Consider the following 21,024-nt stretch of genomic DNA (forward strand, 5'->3'; position numbering starts at 1 on the left):
CGACTACACGTACAGCCCCGGCCGGGCCCCCACCGACTACATCAACGCGCTCGCCGAGCGGCGCACCGTCGGCGAGCGCTGCCCCTCCTGCCGCAAGGTGTACGTGCCGCCCCGGGGCGCCTGCCCCACCTGCGGCATCGCGACCGCCGAGCGCGTCGAGGTCGGCCCGCGCGGCACCGTCACCACCTTCTGCATCGTCAACATCAAGGCCCGCAGCCTCGACATCGAGGTCCCGTACGTCTACGGGCACATCGCACTGGACGGCGCCGACCTCGCCCTGCACGGCCGGATCGGCGGCATTCCGTACGACCAGGTGCGCATGGGCCTGCGCGTCGAACCGGTGTGGACCGAGGGCGGCCGCTACCCCGACCACTACCGGCCCACCGGCGAACCGGACGCCGACTACGACGCGTACAAGGAGCTGATCTGATGCCGCGCGAGATCGCCGTCGTCGCCTTCGCGCAGACCGACCACCGCCGGCGTTCCGACGAGCTGTCCGAGGTCGAGATGCTGATGCCGGTGCTGCACGAGGTGCTGGCCGGCACCGGCCTGAGAACCGGCGACATCGGCTTCACCTGCTCCGGTTCGAGCGACTACCTCGCGGGCCGCGCGTTCTCCTTCACCATGGCCCTCGACGGAGTCGGCGCCTGGCCGCCGATCTCCGAGTCCCACGTGGAGACGGACGGTGCCTGGGCGCTGTACGAGGCCTGGGTCAAGCTCCTGACCGGCGAGGCCGACACCGCGCTCGTCTACGCGTACGGCAAGACCTCGCCCGGTGAGATCCGGGACGTCATGACCCGCCAGCTCGACCCGTACTACGTCGCCCCCCTCTGGCCGGACTCGGTGTCGCTCGCCGCGCTCCAGGCCCAGGCGCTGATCGACACGGGCCACACCGACGAGCCCGCGCTCGCCGCCGTCGCCTCCCGCAGCCGCACCGCCGCCCGGACCAATCCGCACGCCCAGCTCAGGGGCGCCGTCCCCGCGGGCGACTACCTCGTACAGCCGCTGCGTAAGGGCGACTGCCCGCCCATCGGGGACGGCGCGGCGGCGGTGATCCTGGCGGCGGGCGACACCGCGCGTGAGCTGTGTGAGCGCCCCGCCTGGATCCGCGGCATGGACCACCGCATCGAGGCGCACAGCCTGGGCGTACGCGACCTCACCGACTCTCCGTCGGCGCGGCTGGCCGCCGAGCGGGCCGGGGTCTTCGAGCGGCCCGTCGACACCGCCGAGCTGCACGCGCCGTTCACCTCGCAGGAGGTCGTCCTGCGCAGGGCGCTGCGCCTCGGCGGGGACGTGAACGTCAACCCGTCCGGCGGGGCGCTCGCCGCCAACCCCGTGATGGCGGCCGGGCTCGTCCGGATCGGCGAGGCGGCGGCCCGTATCCATCGCGGAGCGTCCGACCGGGCGCTCGCCCACGCCACCTCGGGGCCCTGCCTCCAGCAGAACCTCGTCGCCGTCCTGGAGGGGGAGTCATGAGCAAGGAACCCGTAGCCGTGGTCGGCATCGGCCAGACCAAGCACGTGGCCGCCCGCCGGGACCTCTCCATCGCCGGTCTCGTGCGCGAGGCCGCACGGCGCGCCCTGGACGACGCACAGCTGGACTGGGCGGACATCGACGCCGTCGTCATCGGCAAGGCCCCCGACTTCTTCGAGGGCGTGATGATGCCGGAGCTCTACCTCGCCGACGCGCTCGGAGCGGTCGGCAAGCCGATGCTCCGCATCCACACGGCCGGATCCGTCGGCGGCTCCACCGCCCTCGTCGCCGCGAGCCTGATCGCCGCCCGCGTCCACGGCACCGTCCTGACCCTCGCCTTCGAGAAGCAGTCCGAGTCCAACGCCATGTGGGGCCTGTCCCTGCCCGTCCCGTTCCAGCAGCCCCTGCTCGCCGGGGCCGGCGGCTTCTTCGCGCCGCACATACGCGCGTACATGCGCCGCAGCGGCGCCCCCGACACCGTGGGCTCCGTCGTCGCGTACAAGGACCGCCGCAACGCGCTCAAGAACCCGTACGCCCACCTGCACGAGCACGGCATCACCCTGGAGAAGGTCCAGGCGTCACCGATGCTCTGGGACCCCGTCCGCTACTCCGAGACCTGCCCCTCCTCCGACGGGGCCTGCGCGATGGTCCTGACCGGACGCGACGGCGCGGCCCGCGCCCCGCACCCGCCCGCCTGGGTGCACGGCGGCGCCATGCGCAGCGAGCCGACCCTGTTCGCGGGGAAGGACTTCGTCTCCCCGCGGGCGGGCAAGGACTGCGCCGCCGACGTCTACCGGCAGGCGGGGATCACGGACCCGCGCCGGGAGATCGACGCCGTCGAGATGTACGTGCCGTTCTCCTGGTACGAGCCGATGTGGCTGGAGAACCTGGGCTTCACCGCCGAGGGGGAGGGCTGGAAGCTCACCGAGTCCGGCGCCACCGAACTCGACGGCGATCTGCCCGTCAACCCGTCCGGCGGCGTCCTGTCCACCAACCCCATCGGCGCCTCCGGCATGATCCGCTTCGCCGAGGCGGCCCTCCAGGTGCGCGGGCAGGCCGGGGAGCATCAGGTCGACGGCGCTCGCCGGGCCCTGGGGCACGCCTACGGCGGCGGCGCGCAGTTCTTCGCCATGTGGCTGGTCGGCTCCCAGCCGCCCCCCGGCTGAGCCGCCGCCCCACGGCGCTCCTCACGCGGCCTGTCCGTCGCCGGGGACGATGGCTAGGCTGACCGGCGGACGACGAACCGGGAGGAGCAGGGACGTGGCCGAGACCATCACCGCGCAGCGGCTTGCGGGCCGGGACAAGCCGGAACTGGACCTGAGCAGAGCGGACTGGCAGTCGGGGAGTCAGGGGGCGGGCGACGTCCAGATCGCGTTCGTCGAGGGCTTCATCGCGATGCGCAACGCCGCCGCCCCCGGCAGCCCGCTGATCTTCAACCCGGCCGAGTGGCGCGCCTTCGTCCTGAACGCGCGCAACGGCGCCTTCGACCTGACGTAGCACCGCCGCGCCAGGGGGCCCCGCCGGCTCCCCCCGGCCGCCGTACGGCGCAGAGCCGAGCCGTACGGCGACCGGGCCCCGGGGCCGGCGGCGGCCCCGCGCCCCGGGCCGCCCCTGACGCCGCAAGGCCCCCCGGGCCACGTACCATGGCGGCATGTCCTTCCTCCGCCGCCGCCCCTCCGCCACGCCCGCGGGCCCGGAATTCGACGTCCTGGCCATGGACCCGGGCGACTGGCCGGGCAACCTCGGAGCGGGCCTGCTGCCCGCACCCGACGGCAGCTGCCAGGGTGTCTTCCTGCGCTACGACCTGTTCGGCGGCCGCGGCCCCGCGATGATCATCGGCAACCTCCCCGAGGGCTCGCCCGCCCGGGAGCTCGAGGAGGGCCAGGTGCCCTTCGAGGTGGCGCAGCTCCTCCTGGCGCTGGAGAACGACGAGCCCGTCACGGTCACCGGCAGCGAGGACATGCCGGTCATGCAGGGCGACAACCTGCTGATCGTCCGCCGTATCAAACTCTCCGAAACCCGCATCTCCTGCGTACAGTTCGACCGTAGCGACCAGGTGCTCGTCACGATCGCCAGCTGGGACCGGCCGATCACCGACGACCTGTACGCGCTGCTGAAGCCCCTGCCCGCGGAGTTGTTCCAGCAGGGCTGAGTCCCTGTGAGGCGAGGAGTGGTTGTGGCGGACACGGCGGTCGGAGCACCGGAGAGCCGGTACCGGAAGCCGGGGAGGAGGCAGCAGCGCTCCTTCTGGATGGAGCTGCCGCTCCTCGTCGGGATCGCGCTGGTGCTGGCGCTGCTGATGAAGACCTTCCTGCTCCAGGCGTTCTCGATCCCCTCGGACTCCATGCGGAACACCCTGCTGAAGGGCGACCGGGTCCTCGTCGACAAGCTGACCCCGTGGTTCGGGTCCCAGCCGGAGCGCGGCGAGGTCGTTGTCTTCCACGACCCGGGCGCCTGGCTGAAGAACGAGCCGACGCCGCGCACCAACGGTGTGCAGAAGGCCCTGAGTTTCATCGGACTGATGCCGTCCGCCGAGGAGAAGGACCTGATCAAGCGGGTCGTCGGAGTCGGCGGCGACACGGTGGAGTGCAAGGGCGAGGGGCCGCTGAGGGTCAACGGCAAGGCACTCGACGAGCCGTACGTCTTCCCCGGCAACACCGCGTGCAGCACCGACGAGGGCGGCCAGTTCAAGGTCACGGTGCCCGCGGGCCATCTCTGGGTGATGGGCGACCACCGCCAGGCCTCCGGCGATTCCCGCTACCACCAGCACGAGCCCGGCGCCGGCATGGTGCCCGTGGACGACGTGGTGGGGCGCGCGGTCGCGGTCGCCTGGCCGCTCGACCGGCTGGACAGCCTGCCGGTGCCCGACACGTTCGACCACCCGGGCCTCGACAAGTAGGCCGGCGGGCCGGCCGGCGCGGGGCCGCCCGCGCCGGTGGGCCCGCCGGCCCGCCTCCTCCTTACGCGAGCGCCGCGGCCGGCCGGCCCAGCAGGGTGCCGATCCGCGCGGCGGAAGTGCCGATCCCCGTCGGACCGCTCAGGTGCCACGGGGCGCCGCCCGAGCCGCCGCGCAGGTCCTCGTCGTGGTAACGGACGCATTCGCGGTGCCAGTTCAGGATCCCGGCCATCCAGTCCTGGAGTTCGCGCACATAGCCGTCGAGGATCTCACGGGCCTCGGCGTCCAGCGCGAAGTCGTCGTACAGCACCGGCAGTTCCACCGCGATGACGTGCTGGAACTGCCGCATCCGTCCCTTCATCAGCTCGTGCACCATGTCGACCCCGGTCGGGTAGTCGACGGCGAAGAAGTCCTGCACGACCAGGACCGCGTTGTGCACCTCGCCCTCGTACTCGATCTCCTTCTGGTACGAGAAGAGGTCGTTGAGCAGCGTGGCGTAGTCGACGGCAGAGTTCTCCAGCGAGCGGATGGGGCCGCTGCGGTAGATCTCGTCGGGTACGCGGTCCCCGTGCGACAGCCGGCACAGCCGCATCGTCATGTCCGCCCCGAAGGTGAACCGGCGCATCTCGATGTAGTCGACCGGGTCGGGAATCCGGTGCAGCGCCTGATTGGCCAGTTCCCACTCCCAGCTCGCGATCATGTCGTCGACCGACGTGCGGAAGGTCCGCCGCGAAGCGTCGTCCATCGGCCCCGCAGTCCGCTGCCACAGATCGGCCAGCCCCCGCTCCATCGCGTCGGCCGGCTCGGGCACGGGCTCCCCGTCCAGTGGCATGAACAGCCGCAGCCGCTCGTTGGCCGCGTGGGCGCCGGCCAGGTCGCGGGTGCGCCCGTAGATCACGGGGTACAGGTCGTCGCCGTACGTCCCCCAGGTCAGCCAGTTCGACGACAGGTCCAGCTCCTGCGGCGTCGCGTCCGGCTGGAGGCCCGCCGAGCAGAGCGGCAGGTCGATGTTGCGCGCCCGCCGCTCGTCCCAGACGTGCGAGGCGGGCCGGCCCGGCTGCGGCTCCAGCATCCCCATCCGCCGCGCCCACTCGATGTTGCGCTCGCGCGCCCCCGCCAGGTGCGGGCTCAGCTGGAGCCGGTACGGGAAGTCCAGATCGGGCACGATCGACGGGCCGACGTGCTGGTACGGCACATGGCTGTGCCGGCGCAGCCGCGCGGCCTCGGCCCGCGGCGTGAGGTGGATCGTCGCCGCCGCCATGCCCCAGCCGGTGCCGGCGGGCCCGGCCGCCTTCCCGCCGCCGTTCATGTACCGGCTCGACCGCATGTGCCACTCGTGGCCGCCCGACTGCCAGTCCTGGAGGCCCTTCGCGTACGCCAGTACGGCGGCGGTCTCCCCGGGGCTCAGCCCCTTCTCGGCGCAGAGCGGACCGACTTCGGTCAGCACGGTGTTCTCGAACTGCTGGAGCCGCGACGTCAGCAGGTCGTTGACGGCTTCGGCGGCCTCCTGCGTCGTGCAGCCGAGGAAGTGTTCGAGGACCAGCACGCCGTTGCTGTTCTCCTGCTCGTCCTCGACCTCGCGCTGGTACGAGAAGAGGTCGTTGCGCAGGTGCACCGCGTCCGAGAACGTGTCGCGCAGTACGCCGAGAGCCCGCTCGTGCGCCACCGACGCCGGCACCTCCGCGTTCGCCGCGAACTCGACCAGCCCCGCCGACCAGGGCGCGCCGCCCACCTTCCGGCGCATCTCGATGTACTCGACGGGGTTGGCGATCCGTCCCTCGTCCATGTTGGACAGTTCCCACAGCGACTCGTTGAGGAGGTGGCGGGTCGACTCGGCGAATCGTTCCCGCCAGGCCTGCGTCATGCTCGGCACGGTCCGCGCCCACAGATCCGCGAGACCCGCCTCCACCGGATTCTCCGGCTCCGGGGTGCCGTCGGCCAGATCCATCGGCATGAACGCGGGCAGCCGGTCGAGGTAGCGCTTGCCGCCCTCCCGGTCCAGCGAGCGCTTGAAGGTCTCCAGGAAGTGGTCGTCGAAGAAGAAGACCCACACGTACCAGTCGGTGACCAGCGCCAGTACCTCCGACGTGCAGTCGGGATGGGTGTACGCGCAGAGCAGTGCGTAGTCGTGGGCCTCCAGGTCGCGCTCCTCCCAGATGCCGGAGCCTTCCAGCATCTCCATCCGCCGCGCCCACTCCCTCGTGTGCCGACGGGCCTCGTCGACGTGGGGGTTGAGCCGCGCCGGATACGGAACGTAGAAGTCCGGCAGTGTGAAGGGCTGCTGTGCCATGTAACGTCCGGCCTTTCCAGGACGTCCGCGCGTCCACCGTCGCGCGGACCGGTCAATTCCGCCCAGCCCTACCCGTAGCCCGTACGGCCCACGCCCCGCGCCGGTTAATCACTCGAAAGGGCGCCATCGCCGCCCGCGGCCGATGGCGCCCCCGCGCTCGCCCTTCCTCGCTACGACGTGAGTACGCGCACGTCAGAGGCCTTCACATAGGCCACCCGGTGCCCGAACTGGACCACGTAGTACGCCTCTTCGCCCCGGATCACCCGGTGCCCCGAGGCGTCGAACACGGGGGCGAAGTAGTACTCGCCCGGTGCACGGTCGCCGATCACGTACCGCTGACCGGCGAGCAGCTTGTACGGCAGCGGCGAGAGGGCCTGCACCGGCACGGACGTCCCGGCATATGCCGCCGCCTCCGGGTAGGCCCGCCCGTACACCGGCACCTCGGTGGCGCCGTCCTTCGGCGTCAGCACCAGAGCGCGCGCGTTCACCGCCGTCGGCCGGCTGCGCGGGTTGTGGAACCAGGCCTTCTGCCCCAGGTACCAGATCGCCGTCCAGTCGCCGTTGCGCCCGGCGACGGCGTACTGCTGCCCCGTCGAGGCGCGGGCGCCCGTGTCGTTGACGCCGTTCGTCGAGTCCTGGCCGCCCGGGCGCAGCCCGATGTCCTTCACCAGCGGAGCGTCGTCGGCCGGCGCCGTGTGCAGCCGGACGGCGCCCGAGCCGTGCGGGGCGCAGGGTTCGCCGGCCTTCACGCAGCCCGTGTAGAGCGGCTGGTGGCGCGCGTAGTCGGGCCGGACGGTCACCACGCCGCCGTTCGGGCCCGCCGTCGGGGTGAAGGGCCTGCCGAGCAGCTCGAAGTAGTGCGCCCAGTCCCAGTACGGGCCCGGGTCGGTGTGCATCGAGCGGATGTTGGCGGTGACGGTGCCGGGGACGTTGTCGTGGCCGAGGACGTGCTGCCGGTCGAGAGGGATCCCGTAGCGCTTCGCCAGGTACTTCACCAGCCGCGCCGACGTGCGGTACATCGCCTCCGTGTACCAGGCGTCCGGCGAGGTCAGGAACCCTTCGTGCTCCAGGCCCACCGACTTGGAGTTGACGTACCAGTTCCCGGCGTGCCAGGCCACGTCCTTCAGCGGGACGTGCTGGGCGATGTGCCCGTCCGAGGAGCGCAGCGAGTAGTGCCAGGACACGTACCGCGGGTCCTGGACCAGCTTCAGGGTCGTGTCCCAGGTGGCCTCGGTGTCGTGGACGACGATGTAGTCGACGCCCTGGCTCCGGGGGCGGTCGGCCTTGTCGTGATTGCCGTAGTCGCCGTCACCGAACTCCTCGTACGGCGCCGGGAGCCACTCGCAGGCCACCGTCCTCGGGCACTCCGTGAGTCCCGTGCGGGCGGTCCGCAGACCCAGGTCCGCCGACTGCGCGCGGTCGGGCTCGATCCCGGGCGTGCCGGGCAGGACGATCCGCCGGCCGCTGTCGGTCGTACGCCGCTCGCCCCCGCGGATCACGTCGTAGACGTCGTCGGCGTACGTCGTCGCGGTCGCCGTGTCGTCGGCCCCGGAGAATCGGGCGACCGCCCCGTACCAGTCGGCCGGATCGGGGCTGAGCGGCCGCCCGAGGCGCTTCTGGGCGGCGGCCAGCAGCGCGGCCCCGCCCCGGATGTTCGCGGCGGGATCGCGCCGCAGCTCCGCCTCGGGAAGGCCGGTGAGGCCGGCGGCCCGCTCCAGGGTCCGCAGCCGCGCGGGGAGCTCGGAAGCCTCCGGGAGGCCGGCCTCCCCGCCGGTCCGCGCGGGGCGCGCGTCGTCACCGCGCGGGTCCTCGCCGGAGTCCGAGTGGTGCGGGGCCCGCGCGAGGGCGGTCCGGGCGTCGGTGAGATGCATCGGGCCGTAGCCGCCGGTCACACTCGGCGCGCCGCCGTGCGCGTCCCACCGGGACTGGAGGTACGCCACACCGAGCAGCACCCGCGCCGGCACCCGGTACTCGGCGGCGGCCGCCGCGTACGCGCGCTGCGACGCGACCGGCGCGACCGACGCGGGTCGCCCGGCCGTGGCGGACGGGCCGGCCGACAGCAGCGGCAGCACCAGCGCGGAACAGGCCACGAAGCTCCCCGCCCGCCAGGCACGGCTGCGCGCGCTCGTCCGACGAGACATGACGGATCCTTGCAAGGCGGCCTCCAGGGACGGGTGGTGCGCGAAGGACCTGCGGGGGAGAACTCGCCTTCAGGGGTATCGGCTACCGGACGATCCGTCAATGAGGCTCAGCAGCGCGGCATCGCGCACGTCAGCGCCGGTGCGGCGGAGTTTCGCGGCGACGGCGTGCGGGCCTGCGGCGCGTCAGTGGTGTGGACCAATCACCGTGCGCCGAAGCATCACTGACGTTTGGTCACCTGCTTGGTCACCTGGTGTCCGCCCCGCACCGACTTCAGCGCGAGCAGCAGCACGCCGATGTCGTCCAGGAACACCGGATCGGGCATCAGGTCCGCCGGCAGCACGAGGTAGGCGACTGCTGCCCAGAAGACCCACGGCCGCCCCTCCGGCAGTCCCGCCTCCCGCAGACTCCGGCGGGCGCGGACCAGCCGTACGAGCACGAAGACGGCAGCCGCGAGCGTCGCCACCACCAGCACCACGGCGATGACGAGCAGGGTCCAGGCTTCGGTGCTCATACGGCCTCCAGGCGGCTCACGTCCAGCGCACTTCCATGCCTCGTCTGCCCGCCCGAGGAGCGGTTCAGGCACCGGAGGACGGTACCGCGCGGGTACGGGTCCATGTCAGCAGATCGTCCATGGCCCAGGTGTTCACGACCCGCTCCGGCGGCACGCCGCACTCCTCCGCCCTTGCGCACCCGTAGATCTGCCAGTCGAGCTGCCCCGGCGCGTGCGCGTCGGTGTCCACGGAGAACAGCACACCCGCGTCGACGGCACGGCGCAGCAGCCGCCGGGGCGGGTCGAGACGCTCCGGCCGGCTGTTGATCTCCACCGCGGTGCCCGAGGCCGCGCAGGCGGCGAAGACCTCGTCGGCGTCGAACTGCGACTCGGGCCGCCCGCGCCCGGTGATCAGCCGGCCGGTGCAGTGCCCGAGGACGTCCGCGTGCGGGTTGGTCACGGCGGCGACCATGCGGCGGGTCATCGACGGGGCGTCCATGCGCAGCTTGGAGTGCACGGACACGACGACCAGGTCGACCCGTTCCAGCAGCTCGGGCTCCTGGTCGAGCGAGCCGTCGAGCAGGATGTCGCACTCGATGCCGGTAAGGAGCCGAAACGGCGCCCAGCGTTCGTTGAGTTCCGCCACCACGTCCAGCTGTTCGCGCAGCCGTTCGGGGGACAGGCCGTTCGCGACCGTCAGCCGGGGGGAGTGGTCCGTGAGGACCGCCCACTCGTGGCCCAGCGCCGCCGCCGTACGCCCCATCTCCTCGATGGGGCTCCCGCCGTCCGACCAGTCGGAGTGCAGGTGGCAGTCGCCGCGCAGCAGCGCGCGCAGCCGCTCGCCGCCCTCCGTCCGCGGTCCCGCGCTCTCCTCCTCCAGCCGCTCCAGGTACGCGGGCGTCCCACCGGCCAGCGCCTCGCGGACCACCTGCGCGGTCTTGGGCCCGACGCCCTTGAGCCGCTCCAGCGAGCCCGCCGCCGCGCGGCTCGCCGTCTCCTCCTCGGGGAGCGCGGCGACGGCCGCTGCGGCGGTGCGGAACGCGCGTACCCGATAGGTGGGGGCCTGGGCCCGCTCCAGCAGGAACGCGATCCGCTCCAGCGCCTCGACAGGATCCATCGGCACCTCTCGTACGTACCCGGGCCGGCAGGGACGTCCAGCTTCACCCGGCGCCGCGGCCGGCGCACGTCCGGATACGGCAGTGCCGCCGGGCAGCGGCCCTACGGCTGCCCCGCCGCCGACACCCGCTCCGCCACCGGCACCGGACCCGGCGGCGTACCGTCCCCGAACGGGCGGCCGCCCAGCTCCTCGCGGTGGTGCGGCGTCAGCCACCCGGACAGGTCCGGCCCCAGCGGCACGATGCCGGTCGGATTGACACCGGTGTGCACCCGGTAGTAGTGGCGCTTGATGTGGTCGAAGTCGACGGTGTCCCCGAACCCGGGCGTCTGGTACAGGTCTCGTGCGTAGGCCCACAGCACCGGGTTCTCGGTCAGCTTCCACCGGTTGCACTTGAAGTGGCCGTGGTAGACCGCGTCGAAGCGCACCAGGGTCGTGAAGAGCCGGATGTCCGCCTCCGTGACGGTGTCCCCGACGAGGTAGCGGCGGTCAGCCAGCCGCCGCGCCACCAGCTCCAGCCGCCGGAACACGTCCTGGCAGGCGTCCTCGTACTCCCGCTGGTGCGTGGCGAAGCCCGCCCGGTACACCCCGTTGTTCACATCGCGGTAGACGCCGTCCATGACCTCGTCGATCTCCGCGCGCAGCGGCTCGGGGTAGAGGTCCGGCGCGCCCGGCCGGTGCAGCGCCGACCACTCGGTGGCGAAGTCCAGTGTGATCCGCTGGTAGTCGTTGGTGACCAGTGCGCCGCTCGGCACGTCCACGACTGCGGGCACGCTGACCCCTCCGTCGTACCGCGTCTCCCGCGCGTCGTACGCCTCGCTCAGGAACCGGATGCCCAGGACGGGGTCGCGGTCGCCGGGATCGAGGGTGAACCGCCAGCTCCGGTCGTCCTGGACCGGATCGGCGACCGCCAGGGAGACGGCGTTCTCCAGCCCCAGCAGCCGCCGCGAGATCACCGCGCGGCTCGCCCAGGGGCAGGCGCGGCTCACCACGAGCCGGTAGCGGCCCGCCTCGACGGGCCAGCCGTCCGTGCCGTCGGCCGTGATGCGGTCCGCGAAGTGGCTCTTCGACCGTACGAAGGGGCTCTTCCCGTACGCGGCGTTGCCGTCCGTGCTCATCGTGGTCCTCCCTCCGGGGTGGATACACGGAGCCTTCCCCGTCAGCGCCCGATGCCTCACGGTCGATGACACACAGGCGGGTGACACCCATTGTGCCGCCGTTTCCGGGCCCTGGCCCGGGCCACGTGCCCCCGCACATGACGAAGCACCGGCCCACCCGGTGTCGAACCGGGCGCGGCCAGTGCTTTCCCCTCTCCGTCAGCGGGTGCCGACGGCGGCGCGGACGGCCCGGCGGGCCATCGCGCAGTCGTCGTGCAGCCGCCGGAGCAGCAACCGCTGCTCCTCACCGGTCGACAGCGCGCCCGCCGGTGTCTGCCCCGCCGCCCCGCCCACCGGGGCGGCCTCGCGCATGGTGCGCTGGACGGCGGTCTCGTACGTACGGATCTCCCGGGTCAGTACGAGCATCAGGTTCACCAGGAACGCGTCCCGCGACGCCGTGCCGGGTGCCTGGGCCAGCTGGCTGATCTGCCGGCGCGCCGCCGGCGCGTCACCGAGCACCGCCCACAGCGTCGCCAGGTCGTACCCCGGCAGGTACCAGCCGGCGTGCTCCCAGTCGACCAGGACGGGCCCGGCCGGCGACATCAGGATGTTGGACAGCAGCGCGTCGCCGTGACAGAACTGCCCCATGCTCTGCCGGCCGCCGGACGCGTGCGCCACCCCGTGCAGCAGTTTCTGGAGGTCACCCAGATCGCGGTCCGTGAGCAGCCCCAGCGCGTGGTACCGGGAGATCCGCGAGGCGTAGTCGAGCGGCGCCTCGAAGATGCCGGGCGGCGGACGCCACGCGTTGACCCGCGTGATCGCGCCGAGCACGGCCCGCAGGTCGGCGCGCGGCGGCGCCTCGACCGGGTGCCGGGTGAGCGCGGCGACCCGGCCGGGCATCCGCTCGATCACCAGCGTGCAGTTGTCGGGATCCGCGGCGATCAGCCGGGGCACCCGCACAGGCGGGCGGTGCCGGACGAACGCGCGGTAAGCAGCTATTTCGTGCCGGAACCGCTCCGCCCAGGCGGGGGAGTGATCGAGTAAGCACTTGGCGACCGCGGTGGCGCGGCCTGTGGTGCCGACGAGCAGTACGGAACGTCCGCTGCGACGCAGTACCTGCACCGGGTTGAACTCCGGGCAGATCCGGTGCACCGAGGCGATGGCCTTCCTCAGCTGCGCGCCCTGGGGGCCGGACAAGTCGAGTCTCCCGCTGAGCGGTGGGGATCCCAGCCCTGCCGCCGCGCGCCGGGCCCGTCCCGCGCCGAGAGACGCTCCGCCGGCGTGGTTGGGGTCGAGATACGGTCCGCTGCCCGTCGCCACGGGACGGTACGGCCGGGGCGGGGCGGACACGGAGGACGATGCTGTGTACATGGGACAGATCCCTTCGCGCGCCGACGAGTTACGTGCGCCGCCCGCCCCGGCAACCGGTCAGCACCCTGGGGAATGCCGGCCGGTTGCCGGAACGGGGTGGCGCTTTCTTACCTGACACCCGCCCGCGGGTGGCACACCATCTGGCGGACCCTGGCGAACCCTGGCGAATATGCCCGGCGCCTCTGACACGGGGCTACTGTCGAAATCAGCCGAGAACCTGGGGGCTTGAAGTGACCGGAGAACCCAACACCCGCCTGGCAGACCTGTTCGGCCTCGCCGGCTGGTCCAAGGGCGAACTCGCGAGACTGGTGAACCGGCAGGCGGCGGCCATGGGCCATCCGCAACTGGCCACCGACACCTCGCGCGTTCGACGCTGGATCGACATGGGGGAAGCCCCGCGCGATCCCGTGCCCAAAGTGCTGGCAGCTCTGTTCACCGAGCGACTCGGCCGTGTCGTGACCATCGAGGACCTCGGGTTCGACCGGCACGGGCGCACGGGGAAACGGCGGGACGTCAGGAACACGGATAATCCCGACGGTCTTCCGTGGGCGCCCGAACGGACGGCGGCGGTCCTCACCGAATTCACGGGAATGGACCTCATGCTCAACCGACGCGGCTTGGTGGGCGCGGGCGCCGCGCTCGCCGCAGGCTCCGCACTCAGCAGCGCCATGCACGACTGGATGCACACCGACCCCGCTCTGACGGCCGACGCTCCACGCTCCGACGATCCCCTGCACGCCGACCCCGCTGGGTACGACCGCTACGAGGCCGCCCCCATCGGGTCGCAGGAGATCGAAGAGCTCGAACGATCCGTCGAAGTGTTCCGCGCCTGGGACGCCGCCCGTGGCGGCGGGCTCCAGCGCAAGGCGGTGGTGGGCCAGCTCAACGAGGTGGGCGGCATGCTCGCCTACCACCACCCCGACCATCTCCAGCGACGGCTGTGGGGCGTCGCCGCCAACCTGGCGGTGCTCGCCGGCTGGATGTCGCACGACGTCGGCCTCGAACCCACCGCTCAGAAGTACTTCATCATCGCAGCCCACGCGGCCCGCGAGGGCGGCGATCGCCCCCGCGCGGGCGAGGCCCTCTCCCGGGCCGCCCGCCAGATGGTGCATCTCGGAAAGCCCGACGACGCACTCGACCTGATGAAACTCGCCAAGTCCGGGTCCGGCGACCAGATGCTGCCCCGTACCCGCGCCATGCTGCACACCATCGAGGCCTGGGCACAGGCCGCCATGGGCCGCGGTCAGGCGATGCGGCGCACCCTGGGGGAGGCGGAGGACCTCTTCGTCTCGGACAAGGGCGACGTCCCGCCGCCGAGCTGGATGCAGATGTTCGACGAGGCGGACATGCACGGGATGCAGGCCCTCGCCTTCCGTACGCTCGCCGAGCACGACCCCTCGGCGGCGATCACGGCCCAGCGGCACGCCAAGCAGGCGCTCGACCTCCGGGCCGGCGGCCGGCAGCGGTCGAAGATCTTCGACTACCTCTCCCTGGCCTCCGCGTGCTTCATCGCGGACGACCCGGAACAGGCCGACCGTTACGCACGCCTCGCGCTGGTGTCGATGGGGGAGACCTCGTCGCACCGCACGTGGGACCGGCTGCGCCAGATGTACCGGCTCACCGGTGAGTACGCCGGCTACCCGAAGATCGAGGACCTGCGCGAGGAGATCCAGCTCGCGCTGCCGACGAAGAAGGCGAACCCGAGCACCAGCATCTAGGCGGGCCGTTCCGGTCCACCGACTCCCCCCACCCTTCGAGAGCCCTACGACGTCCGCGCTTCCATCGACCACACGACCACCACGACCGCGACGAGCGCCACGGCCACTTCGGCGTTCCCGCCCCTATGCGGCGATCCGGGCGATCAGCACGCACGCGTCGCTCTCGCGCTCCGCCTCACCGAACTCCTCGACGGCCAGCCGTACGCACTCCTGCGCGCTGCGGGCCTCGGCGAAGCGCGGGGCCAGGTCCAGCAGCCTGGACGCGCCGGCATCGTCGGTGGCGGTGCGGCGCGAGATCCCGTCGGTGTGCAGAACCAGCAGGTCACCGGCGCGAAGCTGCACTTCGGCCTGCTCGTACGCGGCCCCGGACGTCGCCCCGAGCAGTACACCCTCGGGCGGCGTCAGCGAGCGCCCCGTCCCGTCGCGGAACAGCAGCGGGGCGGGGTGGCCCGCCTGCGCCCAGGTGAGGACCCGGGTGACCGGGTCGTAGCGGCAGCACATCGCGCTGCCGAGCGCGGGCTGGGTCGACGCCTCCAGCAACTGGTTGAGGTGCCCCATCAGGGCGCCGGGCGCGATCCCGGCCACCGCCATCCCGCGCAGCGCGCCCAGCAGCATGGCCATGGCCGACGTGGCGGCCACGCCGTGACCGGTCAGGTCGCCCACGGTCAGCAGCGTCTGCCCGTCGGGCAGCTCCAGCGCGTCGTACCAGTCGCCGCCGATCAGCTCGCTCGACGCCGAGGGCAGGTAGTGGGCGGCGAGGTCGAGCGCGGCCGGGCCGCCGTGCGGGAGCCGCAGCGAGCCGCGCCACGGCGGCAGTACGGACTCCTGGAGCTCGACGGCGATCCGGTGTTCGGTCCGGGCGATGTGCTGCTGGCGCCGCAGGGTGTCCTGGGTCTCGTGCACGGCCTGCCGGCTGCTGCGCAGCGCGGTGACGTCCCGCAGTACCGCCCACATCGAGGCGGTGCAGCCGTCGGAGTCGAGTACGGGCTCGCCCATCATGTGCAGCGTCCGTACGGCGCCGTCAGTGCGCCGGACGCGGAACTCGCCGTCGATCGGTTTCCCGTCGACCAGGCAGTCCGTCACCATCGACGCGAGTAAGCCCTGGTCCTCGGGCAGCAGCATGGACGGCAGCTCGTCGAGGGTCAGCGGTCCGCTCTCCGGGGCCCGGGCGAAGATCTCGTACAGCTCGTCCGACCAGTGCGCCTCGTCGGTCAGGAGGTTCCACTCGGCGCTGCCGACCCGGCAGAGCAACGACGTGCCGCCGGCGGCCGGAGGACGGCCGGCGGGAGCCTCCGCGGCCGGGGCGGGCAGCCCGGCCTTGAGGTGCCCCAACTGCGCGCCTAGATCGTCGAGTTGATGGACCGCCAGATCGCACAGGGCCCGCTGCCAGCGCCCCTGCGGGTCCTCGTCGTCCCCGGCGGCCGCGTCCCGGCGCACCGCGTCCACGTCCACGCGCAGCCTGCGCGTCTGCGAGATCAGCGCGTCGACGGAGCCCCGCTCGGGAGGGTGGGGCGCCGGAGGGTCCGCGAACAGATGGGACGGCATGTCGTACTCCGATACAGGCGCGGCCAAGCCAGGTCTGAGGGATGGACCGGAAGGATGGACCAGTACGACTGTGGCACAGCCGGGAAAGGCCCGTAAGGGCTTTGGCAACACTCGATACGGTGGTGCTCGCGGCATATGCCTTCGGCCTCGCGGAAGACACCAGAATCGCCTTCACGGGATGCCGGATGCACGAGACGTCGCCCGGGATGTCAGGATGGAACCATGACGATCAAGGCTTACTTCGACATCACCATCAACGACGAGCCCGCCGGGCGGATCACGTTCAACCTGTTCGACGACGTGGTCCCCAAGACGGCGGAGAACTTCCGCGCCCTGGCCACGGGCGAGAAGGGCTTCGGCTACGCCGGCTCCTCCTTCCACCGCGTCATCCCGGACTTCATGCTCCAGGGCGGCGACTTCACCCGCGGTGACGGCACCGGCGGCAAGAGCATCTACGGCGAGAAGTTCGCGGACGAGAACTTCCAGCTCAAGCACGACCGGCCGGGCCTGCTCTCGATGGCCAACGCCGGCCCGAACACCAACGGCTCCCAGTTCTTCGTCACCACCGTGGTGACGCCGTGGCTGGACGGCAAGCACGTCGTGTTCGGCGAGGTCGCCGACGAGGACAGCATGAAGCTCGTCAAGAAGATCGAGAGCTTCGGCACCTCCGGCGGCCGCCCGAAGGCCAAGGTCACGATCGCCGACTCCGGCGTTCTCTGACCGGCTCCCGGTCACCGGGTCTCCGCCGTGAGCGCGCCGGCCGACGCCATCCGTCGGCCGGCGCTCCCTCTCGCGCCCCTTCCGGCCCCCTGGGCCCGACCCGGACGGGGGCGGGCGACTACCCGCGGGTCCTGTTCACGCATTCGGTGACCACTTCGCGCAGACCACCGAACCGGCTCAGCAGCTCCCGCTGGACACGCGCCCCGTTTCCGACCTTGAGCAGCGTCGCGAGCCCTTCCTGCGCGGGAACCACGTCGCCGCTGTCCTCCAGGGCGTCCCGGACATGGTCGAACAGCGCTCGTACGACCGTCTCGGCCGGCGCCGGGCGCATCGTCAGCGGGTGGATCAGCTCGCCTTCGAGCCCCGACCGGCCCGCCCGCCACGCGGCCAGCCGCAGCAGCCCGACGCCGTGCCGCGCGGGCGGCTCGCCGTCACGCCACTGCCGGGCCGCCGTCTCCACCAGGCCGCGGACCAGGGTGGCCATGAGTACCGTGGTGGACGGGTCGAGGCACACGTCGGCGACCCTCACCTCGACGGTGGGGTAGCGGCGGGAGAGCCGGGCGTCGAAGTAGATCATCCCCTCGTCGCGCAGCGCCCCCGTGCCGACCATGGCGTCGACCTGTTCGTGGTACCGGTCGGCGCTGCCGAAGATCTCCACGGGTCCGGACGACGGCCACCGGCCCCACACCCGGCTGCGGTAGCTGCTGTACTGGCTGTCCTTGCCCTGCCAGAAGGGCGAGTTCCCGCTCATCGCGAGGAGGACGGACAGCCAGGGGCGGATCCGGTCCAGTACCGCCACGCCCTCCTCGTCGGACTCCACCGACACATGGACGTGGCAACCGCACGTCAGCTGCTCCTGCGTGGTCAGCCCGAACTGCTCCTCCAGCCACTGGTAGCGCTCACCGTGGCCGATGGACGGGCTGACCGGGAGCGGGGAGGTCGCCAGCGCGACGACGGCGGCGCCGAGGCCCTCGGCGTGGCGCGCGGCCTCCGCCCGCCAGCGGACGATCTCCTCCGCCAGATCGCCCATGCCGGTCTGCGGCCGGGTGCCGAACTCCAGCATCTGCCGGTGCAGCTCGGCCTCGAAGACCTCGGCGTCACCGCCGCCCTCCCGGGAAACCGAGGCCAGTACGGCCGTGGACAACGCCTGCGGCTCACCGGTCCGGGCATCCACCAGGAGGAGCTCCTCCTCCACTCCGACACTACGCACGACGACTGCCTCTCCGCGGCACGGCCGGCCGGAGGGACGCGGCACGGGCGCAAGCTCTAGTTCCGTATCTGCACCGCACGCGGCTGACGTCACACGGGGACGAAGGAAGCCCGCGAAGCGGTTTCTATCCCTCTGCCCTGCACCGGGGTCTTAATGCAACCGCTCTCGCCGCCGAGGCCGGTCAGCGGCACCACGCCCCGTGGACGCGATCAACGGGAGCCCGGTGCGGGCCCCGGCGGGGACGCGCCTAGGACGCCCGGGCCCCGCGCCGGCCACGCTTGCCGCCGAGGGCCTTGACCAGTTCCTCGCGGCTCATGGAGGAACGGCCCGGGACGCCGGCCTCCGTGGCGCGCCGGTAGAGCTCCGCCTTGGTCAGGGAGTCGAGCGACGACGCCTTCGTCCGCTTGTCCTCCGCCTTGCCCTTCCCCTCGGACTTCGCCGCGGTGCGGCCGGACCGGCGCTTGTCGGCGGCGTCCTTGATCCGGGAGACGGGGGCGCCGGAGGCGGTGGCCTTCTCCTCGCCGCCGGCCTTGGGGCTCTTGGCCTGGTCGACGCTGGCGCGCAGCGCTTCCATCAGGTCGACCACGTTCGTGGACTTTGCCGGGGGCTCCGCCTTCTCGACCGACTCGCCGCTGCGCTTCGCCTCGATCAGCTTCGTCACCTGCTCCTGGAAGGTGTCGTGGAAGTCCTCGGGGTTCCACTCCATGCTGAGCGTGTCGATGAGCTGTTCGGCCATCTTCAGCTCGCGGCCGGTGACCTCGGTGTCCTGCGGCAGGGCGCCGATCTCCTTGCGCGGATCGCGGATCTCGTCGGCCCAGTGCAGGGTGTGCAGCGTCAGGAGACCGCCCTCGGCCTTCACGGCCACCAAGTACTGGCGGTTGCGCATGACGAACGTGGCGATCCCCGCCTTGCCCGCCTCCGCCAGCGCCTTCTCCAGCAGGGCGTAGATCTTCGCGTACTCCTTGCCCTTGGGGCCGAGGTAGTACGTCTTGTCGAAGAAGACGGGTTCGACCTGTTCGAGATCGACGAAGCCGGTGATCTCCACCGCCTGGGAGCGCCCGGGCGCGATGTCCTCCAGTTCGCCGGGCTCGATGAGCACGTACTCGTCCCCGGCGTCGTAACCCTTCACGATCTCGTCGAGCGGCACCTCGTCGCCCGTGCGCTCGTTCACCCGCTTGTTGCGCACCCGGTCCGACGTACCGCGCTGCAACTGGTGGAAGTGCACCGTGTGACTGTCCGTCGCGGTGAACATCTGTACGGGCAAGGAGACCAGCCCGAAGGTCAGGGTCCCACTCCACACCGGACGCGCCATGGCCGCTGCCACCTCCTTCTGCCCTCCATGGCACCCCCGCCGGCCCCGATCCGCATCCGGGGGGCGGGCCCGCCGGCCCGGGGCGTCACTGGAGCGCGCGGACGGCCGCAGTGAAGAGGGACGGCATCCTCGCGGCCGCCGGTACGACCAGACGGGCGACGGCCGCGTGGCCGCTCATCCGCACGAGCCCCTCGGTCAGCAGGCGGTGGCGCAGGGACAGCTGCCGCCAGCACCGCTCGTACGCCTGCGGGCTGCCCGCCCGCAGGCACCGCACGGCGGCCTCGGCCGACGCCAGCGCGAGGGCGACGCCCTCGCCGGTCAGCGCGTCGGTGTAGCCCGCCGCGTCGCCGACGAGCAGGACCCGGCCCGCGGTACGGCGACGGGCCCGCTGCCGCAGCGGACCCGCCCCCCGCACGGAGCCGTCCGGGGGCCTCCCGTCCAGGAGTGGGCTCAGCTGCGGGAAGTGGCGCAGGTGCGCGTCGAAACCACGCTTCGCCGTGCTCAGGACGGCCACCCCGACCAGGCCGTCGCCGACCGGCGTCACGTACGCCTCGCCGCAGCCGGACCAGTGCACCTCGACGAAGTCCGTCCACGGCTCCATCCGGTAGTGGCGGCGCAGCCCGAAGCGCCGGGGCCGGCCGCTGGGCATGTCCAGGCCGAGCGTGTGGCGCAGCGGCGAGTGCAGGCCGTCCGCCGCCGCCAGCCAGCGCGCCCGCAGGCCGCCCGCCGTGACCGCGTCCGCGCTCTGGCTCACCCGCGTGATCCGGCCGGGGACCACCTCGACGCCGGCTTCGGCGGCCCGCCGCGCCAGCGCGGCGTGCAGCTCCGTACGGCGGACCCCGAGGCCCGGCGCTCCGGCGAAGGACGCCTGCGCGTGGTGGCGCCCGTCGACGTAACGGATACCGCGCAGCGTCCGCCCGCCCACCCGTACGCCCAGCGCCTCCAGTGCCAGCACGCCGCCGGGCATGATGCCCTCGCCGCACGCCTTGTCCACGGGCGCGGCACGCGGTTCGACGACGACCACCTCCATGCCGGCCCGCGCGGCGTGGATGGCGGTGGCCAGCCCCGCCGGCCCGCCGCCCGCCACGAGCAGGTCGATCACAGGCCGGCACCGGCCCGGCTGCCGGCCGCGCGCCCCGGGGCGAGCCCGAGGGCCGTGTTCTCGCAGCGGATCCGCACGGTCAGCAGCGCCGCGTTGAGCGCGGTGAAGAGCGCCGCCGTCACCCACGCCCCGTGCACGAGCGGCAGGGCCAGGCCCTCGGCGACCACCGCCACGTAGTTCGGGTGGCTCATCCAGCGGTACGGGCCGCCCGCCACCAGCGGCAGACCGGGCACGACCAGCACCCGGGTGTTCCAGCGGCGCCCCAGCGTACGGATGCACCACCACCGCAGCGCCTGCGCGGCCACCACGACGGCGGTCATGCTCCAGCCCACCACGGGGTCGAACGGCCGCCCGCCGAAACGCACCTCGGCCAGAGCGCCGACGAGCAGCCCGGTGTGCAGGACGACCATGGCCGGGTAGTGGCCGCGTCCCGCCTCGACGGCGTCCCGCGCCAGGCTCCAGCGGGCGTTGCGGCGGGCCACGACGAGTTCGGCGACGCGTTCCGCGCCGACCGCCAGGACGAGCGCGGTGTAACCGAGCATGC

Annotated in this window: 19 protein-coding genes; 8 read left to right on the forward strand and 11 right to left on the reverse strand. The window is 72.5% G+C overall.

Going from position 1 to position 21,024, the window contains the following annotated elements:
- The 6 genes from E2E34_RS00725 to lepB all read left to right on the forward strand — a co-directional run.
- Positions 1-430 (forward strand): Zn-ribbon domain-containing OB-fold protein (locus E2E34_RS00725; RefSeq protein WP_138899936.1); only part of this gene is annotated, 430 nt, incomplete at its 5' end.
- A complete protein-coding gene (locus E2E34_RS00730) occupies positions 430-1,476 on the forward strand; it encodes a thiolase family protein (RefSeq protein ID WP_138899937.1) in 1,047 nt (348 codons plus the stop codon). The genes E2E34_RS00725 and E2E34_RS00730, both read left to right, overlap by 1 nt.
- Complete coding sequence (locus tag E2E34_RS00735) at positions 1,473-2,639, forward strand: thiolase family protein (protein WP_138899938.1); 1,167 nt, start codon at positions 1,473-1,475, stop codon at positions 2,637-2,639. The genes E2E34_RS00730 and E2E34_RS00735 overlap by 4 nt, the downstream gene beginning before the upstream one ends.
- Positions 2,640-2,733: 94 nt before the next feature.
- A complete protein-coding gene (locus E2E34_RS00740) occupies positions 2,734-2,970 on the forward strand; it encodes a DUF397 domain-containing protein (protein ID WP_138899939.1) in 237 nt (78 codons plus the stop codon).
- 154 nt (positions 2,971-3,124) lie between these two features.
- Positions 3,125-3,625, forward strand: a complete 501-nt coding sequence (locus tag E2E34_RS00745) for a glycosyltransferase family protein (protein WP_138899940.1) — start codon at positions 3,125-3,127, stop codon at positions 3,623-3,625.
- A 99-nt stretch (positions 3,626-3,724) separates the two neighbouring features.
- Positions 3,725-4,372 carry a signal peptidase I gene (gene lepB / locus E2E34_RS00750; protein WP_138899985.1) on the forward strand — a complete coding sequence of 216 codons (648 nt, stop codon included), beginning with the start codon at positions 3,725-3,727 and terminating at the stop codon, positions 4,370-4,372.
- 61 nt (positions 4,373-4,433) lie between these two features.
- Here the strand turns inward: lepB and E2E34_RS00755 are convergent, their stop codons facing one another.
- The 6 genes from E2E34_RS00755 to E2E34_RS00780 all read right to left on the reverse strand — a co-directional run bounded on the left by E2E34_RS00755 (position 4,434) and on the right by E2E34_RS00780 (position 12,873).
- The gene (locus E2E34_RS00755; RefSeq protein WP_138899941.1) at positions 4,434-6,659 is read right to left on the reverse strand and encodes a terpene synthase family protein; all 2,226 of its coding nucleotides are present in this window, start codon (positions 6,657-6,659) and stop codon (positions 4,434-4,436) included.
- A gap of 170 nt (positions 6,660-6,829) precedes the next feature.
- Entirely contained in the window at positions 6,830-8,800 is a 1,971-nt protein-coding gene (locus E2E34_RS00760; protein WP_138899942.1) for an N-acetylmuramoyl-L-alanine amidase, read from the reverse strand.
- A gap of 218 nt (positions 8,801-9,018) precedes the next feature.
- Positions 9,019-9,312, reverse strand: a complete 294-nt coding sequence (locus E2E34_RS00765) for a YkvA family protein (RefSeq protein ID WP_138899943.1) — start codon at positions 9,310-9,312, stop codon at positions 9,019-9,021.
- A gap of 64 nt (positions 9,313-9,376) precedes the next feature.
- Positions 9,377-10,408 (reverse strand): PHP domain-containing protein, encoded by a 1,032-nt coding sequence (locus E2E34_RS00770; protein WP_138899944.1) that lies wholly within the window; start codon positions 10,406-10,408, stop codon positions 9,377-9,379.
- A 101-nt stretch (positions 10,409-10,509) separates the two neighbouring features.
- A complete protein-coding gene (locus tag E2E34_RS00775) occupies positions 10,510-11,523 on the reverse strand; it encodes a glutathione S-transferase family protein (RefSeq protein WP_138899945.1) in 1,014 nt (337 codons plus the stop codon).
- Between the two features lie 198 nt (positions 11,524-11,721).
- Positions 11,722-12,873 (reverse strand): aminoglycoside phosphotransferase family protein, encoded by a 1,152-nt coding sequence (locus E2E34_RS00780; RefSeq protein WP_138899946.1) that lies wholly within the window; start codon positions 12,871-12,873, stop codon positions 11,722-11,724.
- A 230-nt stretch (positions 12,874-13,103) separates the two neighbouring features.
- Between E2E34_RS00780 and E2E34_RS00785 the strand changes: the two genes are divergently transcribed.
- On the forward strand, positions 13,104-14,591 hold the full coding sequence (locus tag E2E34_RS00785) for a DNA-binding protein NsdB (RefSeq protein WP_138899947.1): 1,488 nt from the start codon (positions 13,104-13,106) through the stop codon (positions 14,589-14,591).
- A gap of 123 nt (positions 14,592-14,714) precedes the next feature.
- Here E2E34_RS00785 and E2E34_RS00790 read toward each other — a convergent pair whose 3' ends face one another.
- Positions 14,715-16,136 (reverse strand): PP2C family protein-serine/threonine phosphatase, encoded by a 1,422-nt coding sequence (locus E2E34_RS00790; protein WP_138899948.1) that lies wholly within the window; start codon positions 16,134-16,136, stop codon positions 14,715-14,717.
- A gap of 222 nt (positions 16,137-16,358) precedes the next feature.
- Between E2E34_RS00790 and E2E34_RS00795 the strand changes: the two genes are divergently transcribed.
- Positions 16,359-16,856 carry a peptidylprolyl isomerase gene (locus E2E34_RS00795; RefSeq protein ID WP_138899949.1) on the forward strand — a complete coding sequence of 166 codons (498 nt, stop codon included), beginning with the start codon at positions 16,359-16,361 and terminating at the stop codon, positions 16,854-16,856.
- A gap of 118 nt (positions 16,857-16,974) precedes the next feature.
- Here E2E34_RS00795 and E2E34_RS00800 read toward each other — a convergent pair whose 3' ends face one another.
- The 4 genes from E2E34_RS00800 to E2E34_RS00815 all read right to left on the reverse strand — a co-directional run bounded on the left by E2E34_RS00800 (position 16,975) and on the right by E2E34_RS00815 (position 21,022).
- Positions 16,975-18,066, reverse strand: coding sequence for a glutamate--cysteine ligase 2 (locus E2E34_RS00800; protein WP_138899950.1), 1,092 nt, complete (start codon positions 18,064-18,066; stop codon positions 16,975-16,977).
- Between the two features lie 247 nt (positions 18,067-18,313).
- The gene (ku, locus tag E2E34_RS00805) at positions 18,314-19,378 is read right to left on the reverse strand and encodes a non-homologous end joining protein Ku (RefSeq protein WP_138899951.1); all 1,065 of its coding nucleotides are present in this window, start codon (positions 19,376-19,378) and stop codon (positions 18,314-18,316) included.
- Between the two features lie 85 nt (positions 19,379-19,463).
- Positions 19,464-20,480 (reverse strand): NAD(P)/FAD-dependent oxidoreductase, encoded by a 1,017-nt coding sequence (locus E2E34_RS00810; RefSeq protein ID WP_138899952.1) that lies wholly within the window; start codon positions 20,478-20,480, stop codon positions 19,464-19,466.
- A complete protein-coding gene (locus E2E34_RS00815; RefSeq protein WP_138899953.1) occupies positions 20,477-21,022 on the reverse strand; it encodes an isoprenylcysteine carboxyl methyltransferase family protein in 546 nt (181 codons plus the stop codon). The genes E2E34_RS00810 and E2E34_RS00815 overlap by 4 nt, the downstream gene beginning before the upstream one ends.
- Positions 21,023-21,024 lie beyond the last annotated feature (2 nt).

Origin of the sequence: Streptomyces albidochromogenes, assembly GCF_005981925.1 — a bacterium.
Lineage (GTDB): Bacteria > Actinomycetota > Actinomycetes > Streptomycetales > Streptomycetaceae > Streptomyces > Streptomyces albidochromogenes.

Excerpts from the sequence above, each read along its gene's own strand:
- lepB (WP_138899985.1), top strand. The coding sequence starts at position 3,725 with ATGGAGCTGCCGCTCCTCGTCGGGATCGCGCTGGTGCTGGCGCTGCTG.
- E2E34_RS00745 (WP_138899940.1), top strand. The coding sequence starts at position 3,125 with ATGTCCTTCCTCCGCCGCCGCCCCTCCGCCACGCCCGCGGGCCCGGAA.
- ku (WP_138899951.1), bottom strand. The coding sequence starts at position 19,378 with ATGGCGCGTCCGGTGTGGAGTGGGACCCTGACCTTCGGGCTGGTCTCC.
- E2E34_RS00755 (WP_138899941.1), bottom strand. The coding sequence starts at position 6,659 with ATGGCACAGCAGCCCTTCACACTGCCGGACTTCTACGTTCCGTATCCG.
- E2E34_RS00790 (WP_138899948.1), bottom strand. The coding sequence starts at position 16,136 with ATGCCGTCCCATCTGTTCGCGGACCCTCCGGCGCCCCACCCTCCCGAG.
- E2E34_RS00775 (WP_138899945.1), bottom strand. The coding sequence starts at position 11,523 with ATGAGCACGGACGGCAACGCCGCGTACGGGAAGAGCCCCTTCGTACGG.
- E2E34_RS00730 (WP_138899937.1), top strand. The coding sequence starts at position 430 with ATGCCGCGCGAGATCGCCGTCGTCGCCTTCGCGCAGACCGACCACCGC.
- E2E34_RS00780 (WP_138899946.1), bottom strand. The coding sequence starts at position 12,873 with ATGTACACAGCATCGTCCTCCGTGTCCGCCCCGCCCCGGCCGTACCGT.
- E2E34_RS00760 (WP_138899942.1), bottom strand. The coding sequence starts at position 8,800 with ATGTCTCGTCGGACGAGCGCGCGCAGCCGTGCCTGGCGGGCGGGGAGC.
- E2E34_RS00735 (WP_138899938.1), top strand. The coding sequence starts at position 1,473 with ATGAGCAAGGAACCCGTAGCCGTGGTCGGCATCGGCCAGACCAAGCAC.
- E2E34_RS00795 (WP_138899949.1), top strand. The coding sequence starts at position 16,359 with ATGACGATCAAGGCTTACTTCGACATCACCATCAACGACGAGCCCGCC.
- E2E34_RS00765 (WP_138899943.1), bottom strand. The coding sequence starts at position 9,312 with ATGAGCACCGAAGCCTGGACCCTGCTCGTCATCGCCGTGGTGCTGGTG.
- E2E34_RS00815 (WP_138899953.1), bottom strand. The coding sequence starts at position 21,022 with ATGCTCGGTTACACCGCGCTCGTCCTGGCGGTCGGCGCGGAACGCGTC.
- E2E34_RS00770 (WP_138899944.1), bottom strand. The coding sequence starts at position 10,408 with ATGGATCCTGTCGAGGCGCTGGAGCGGATCGCGTTCCTGCTGGAGCGG.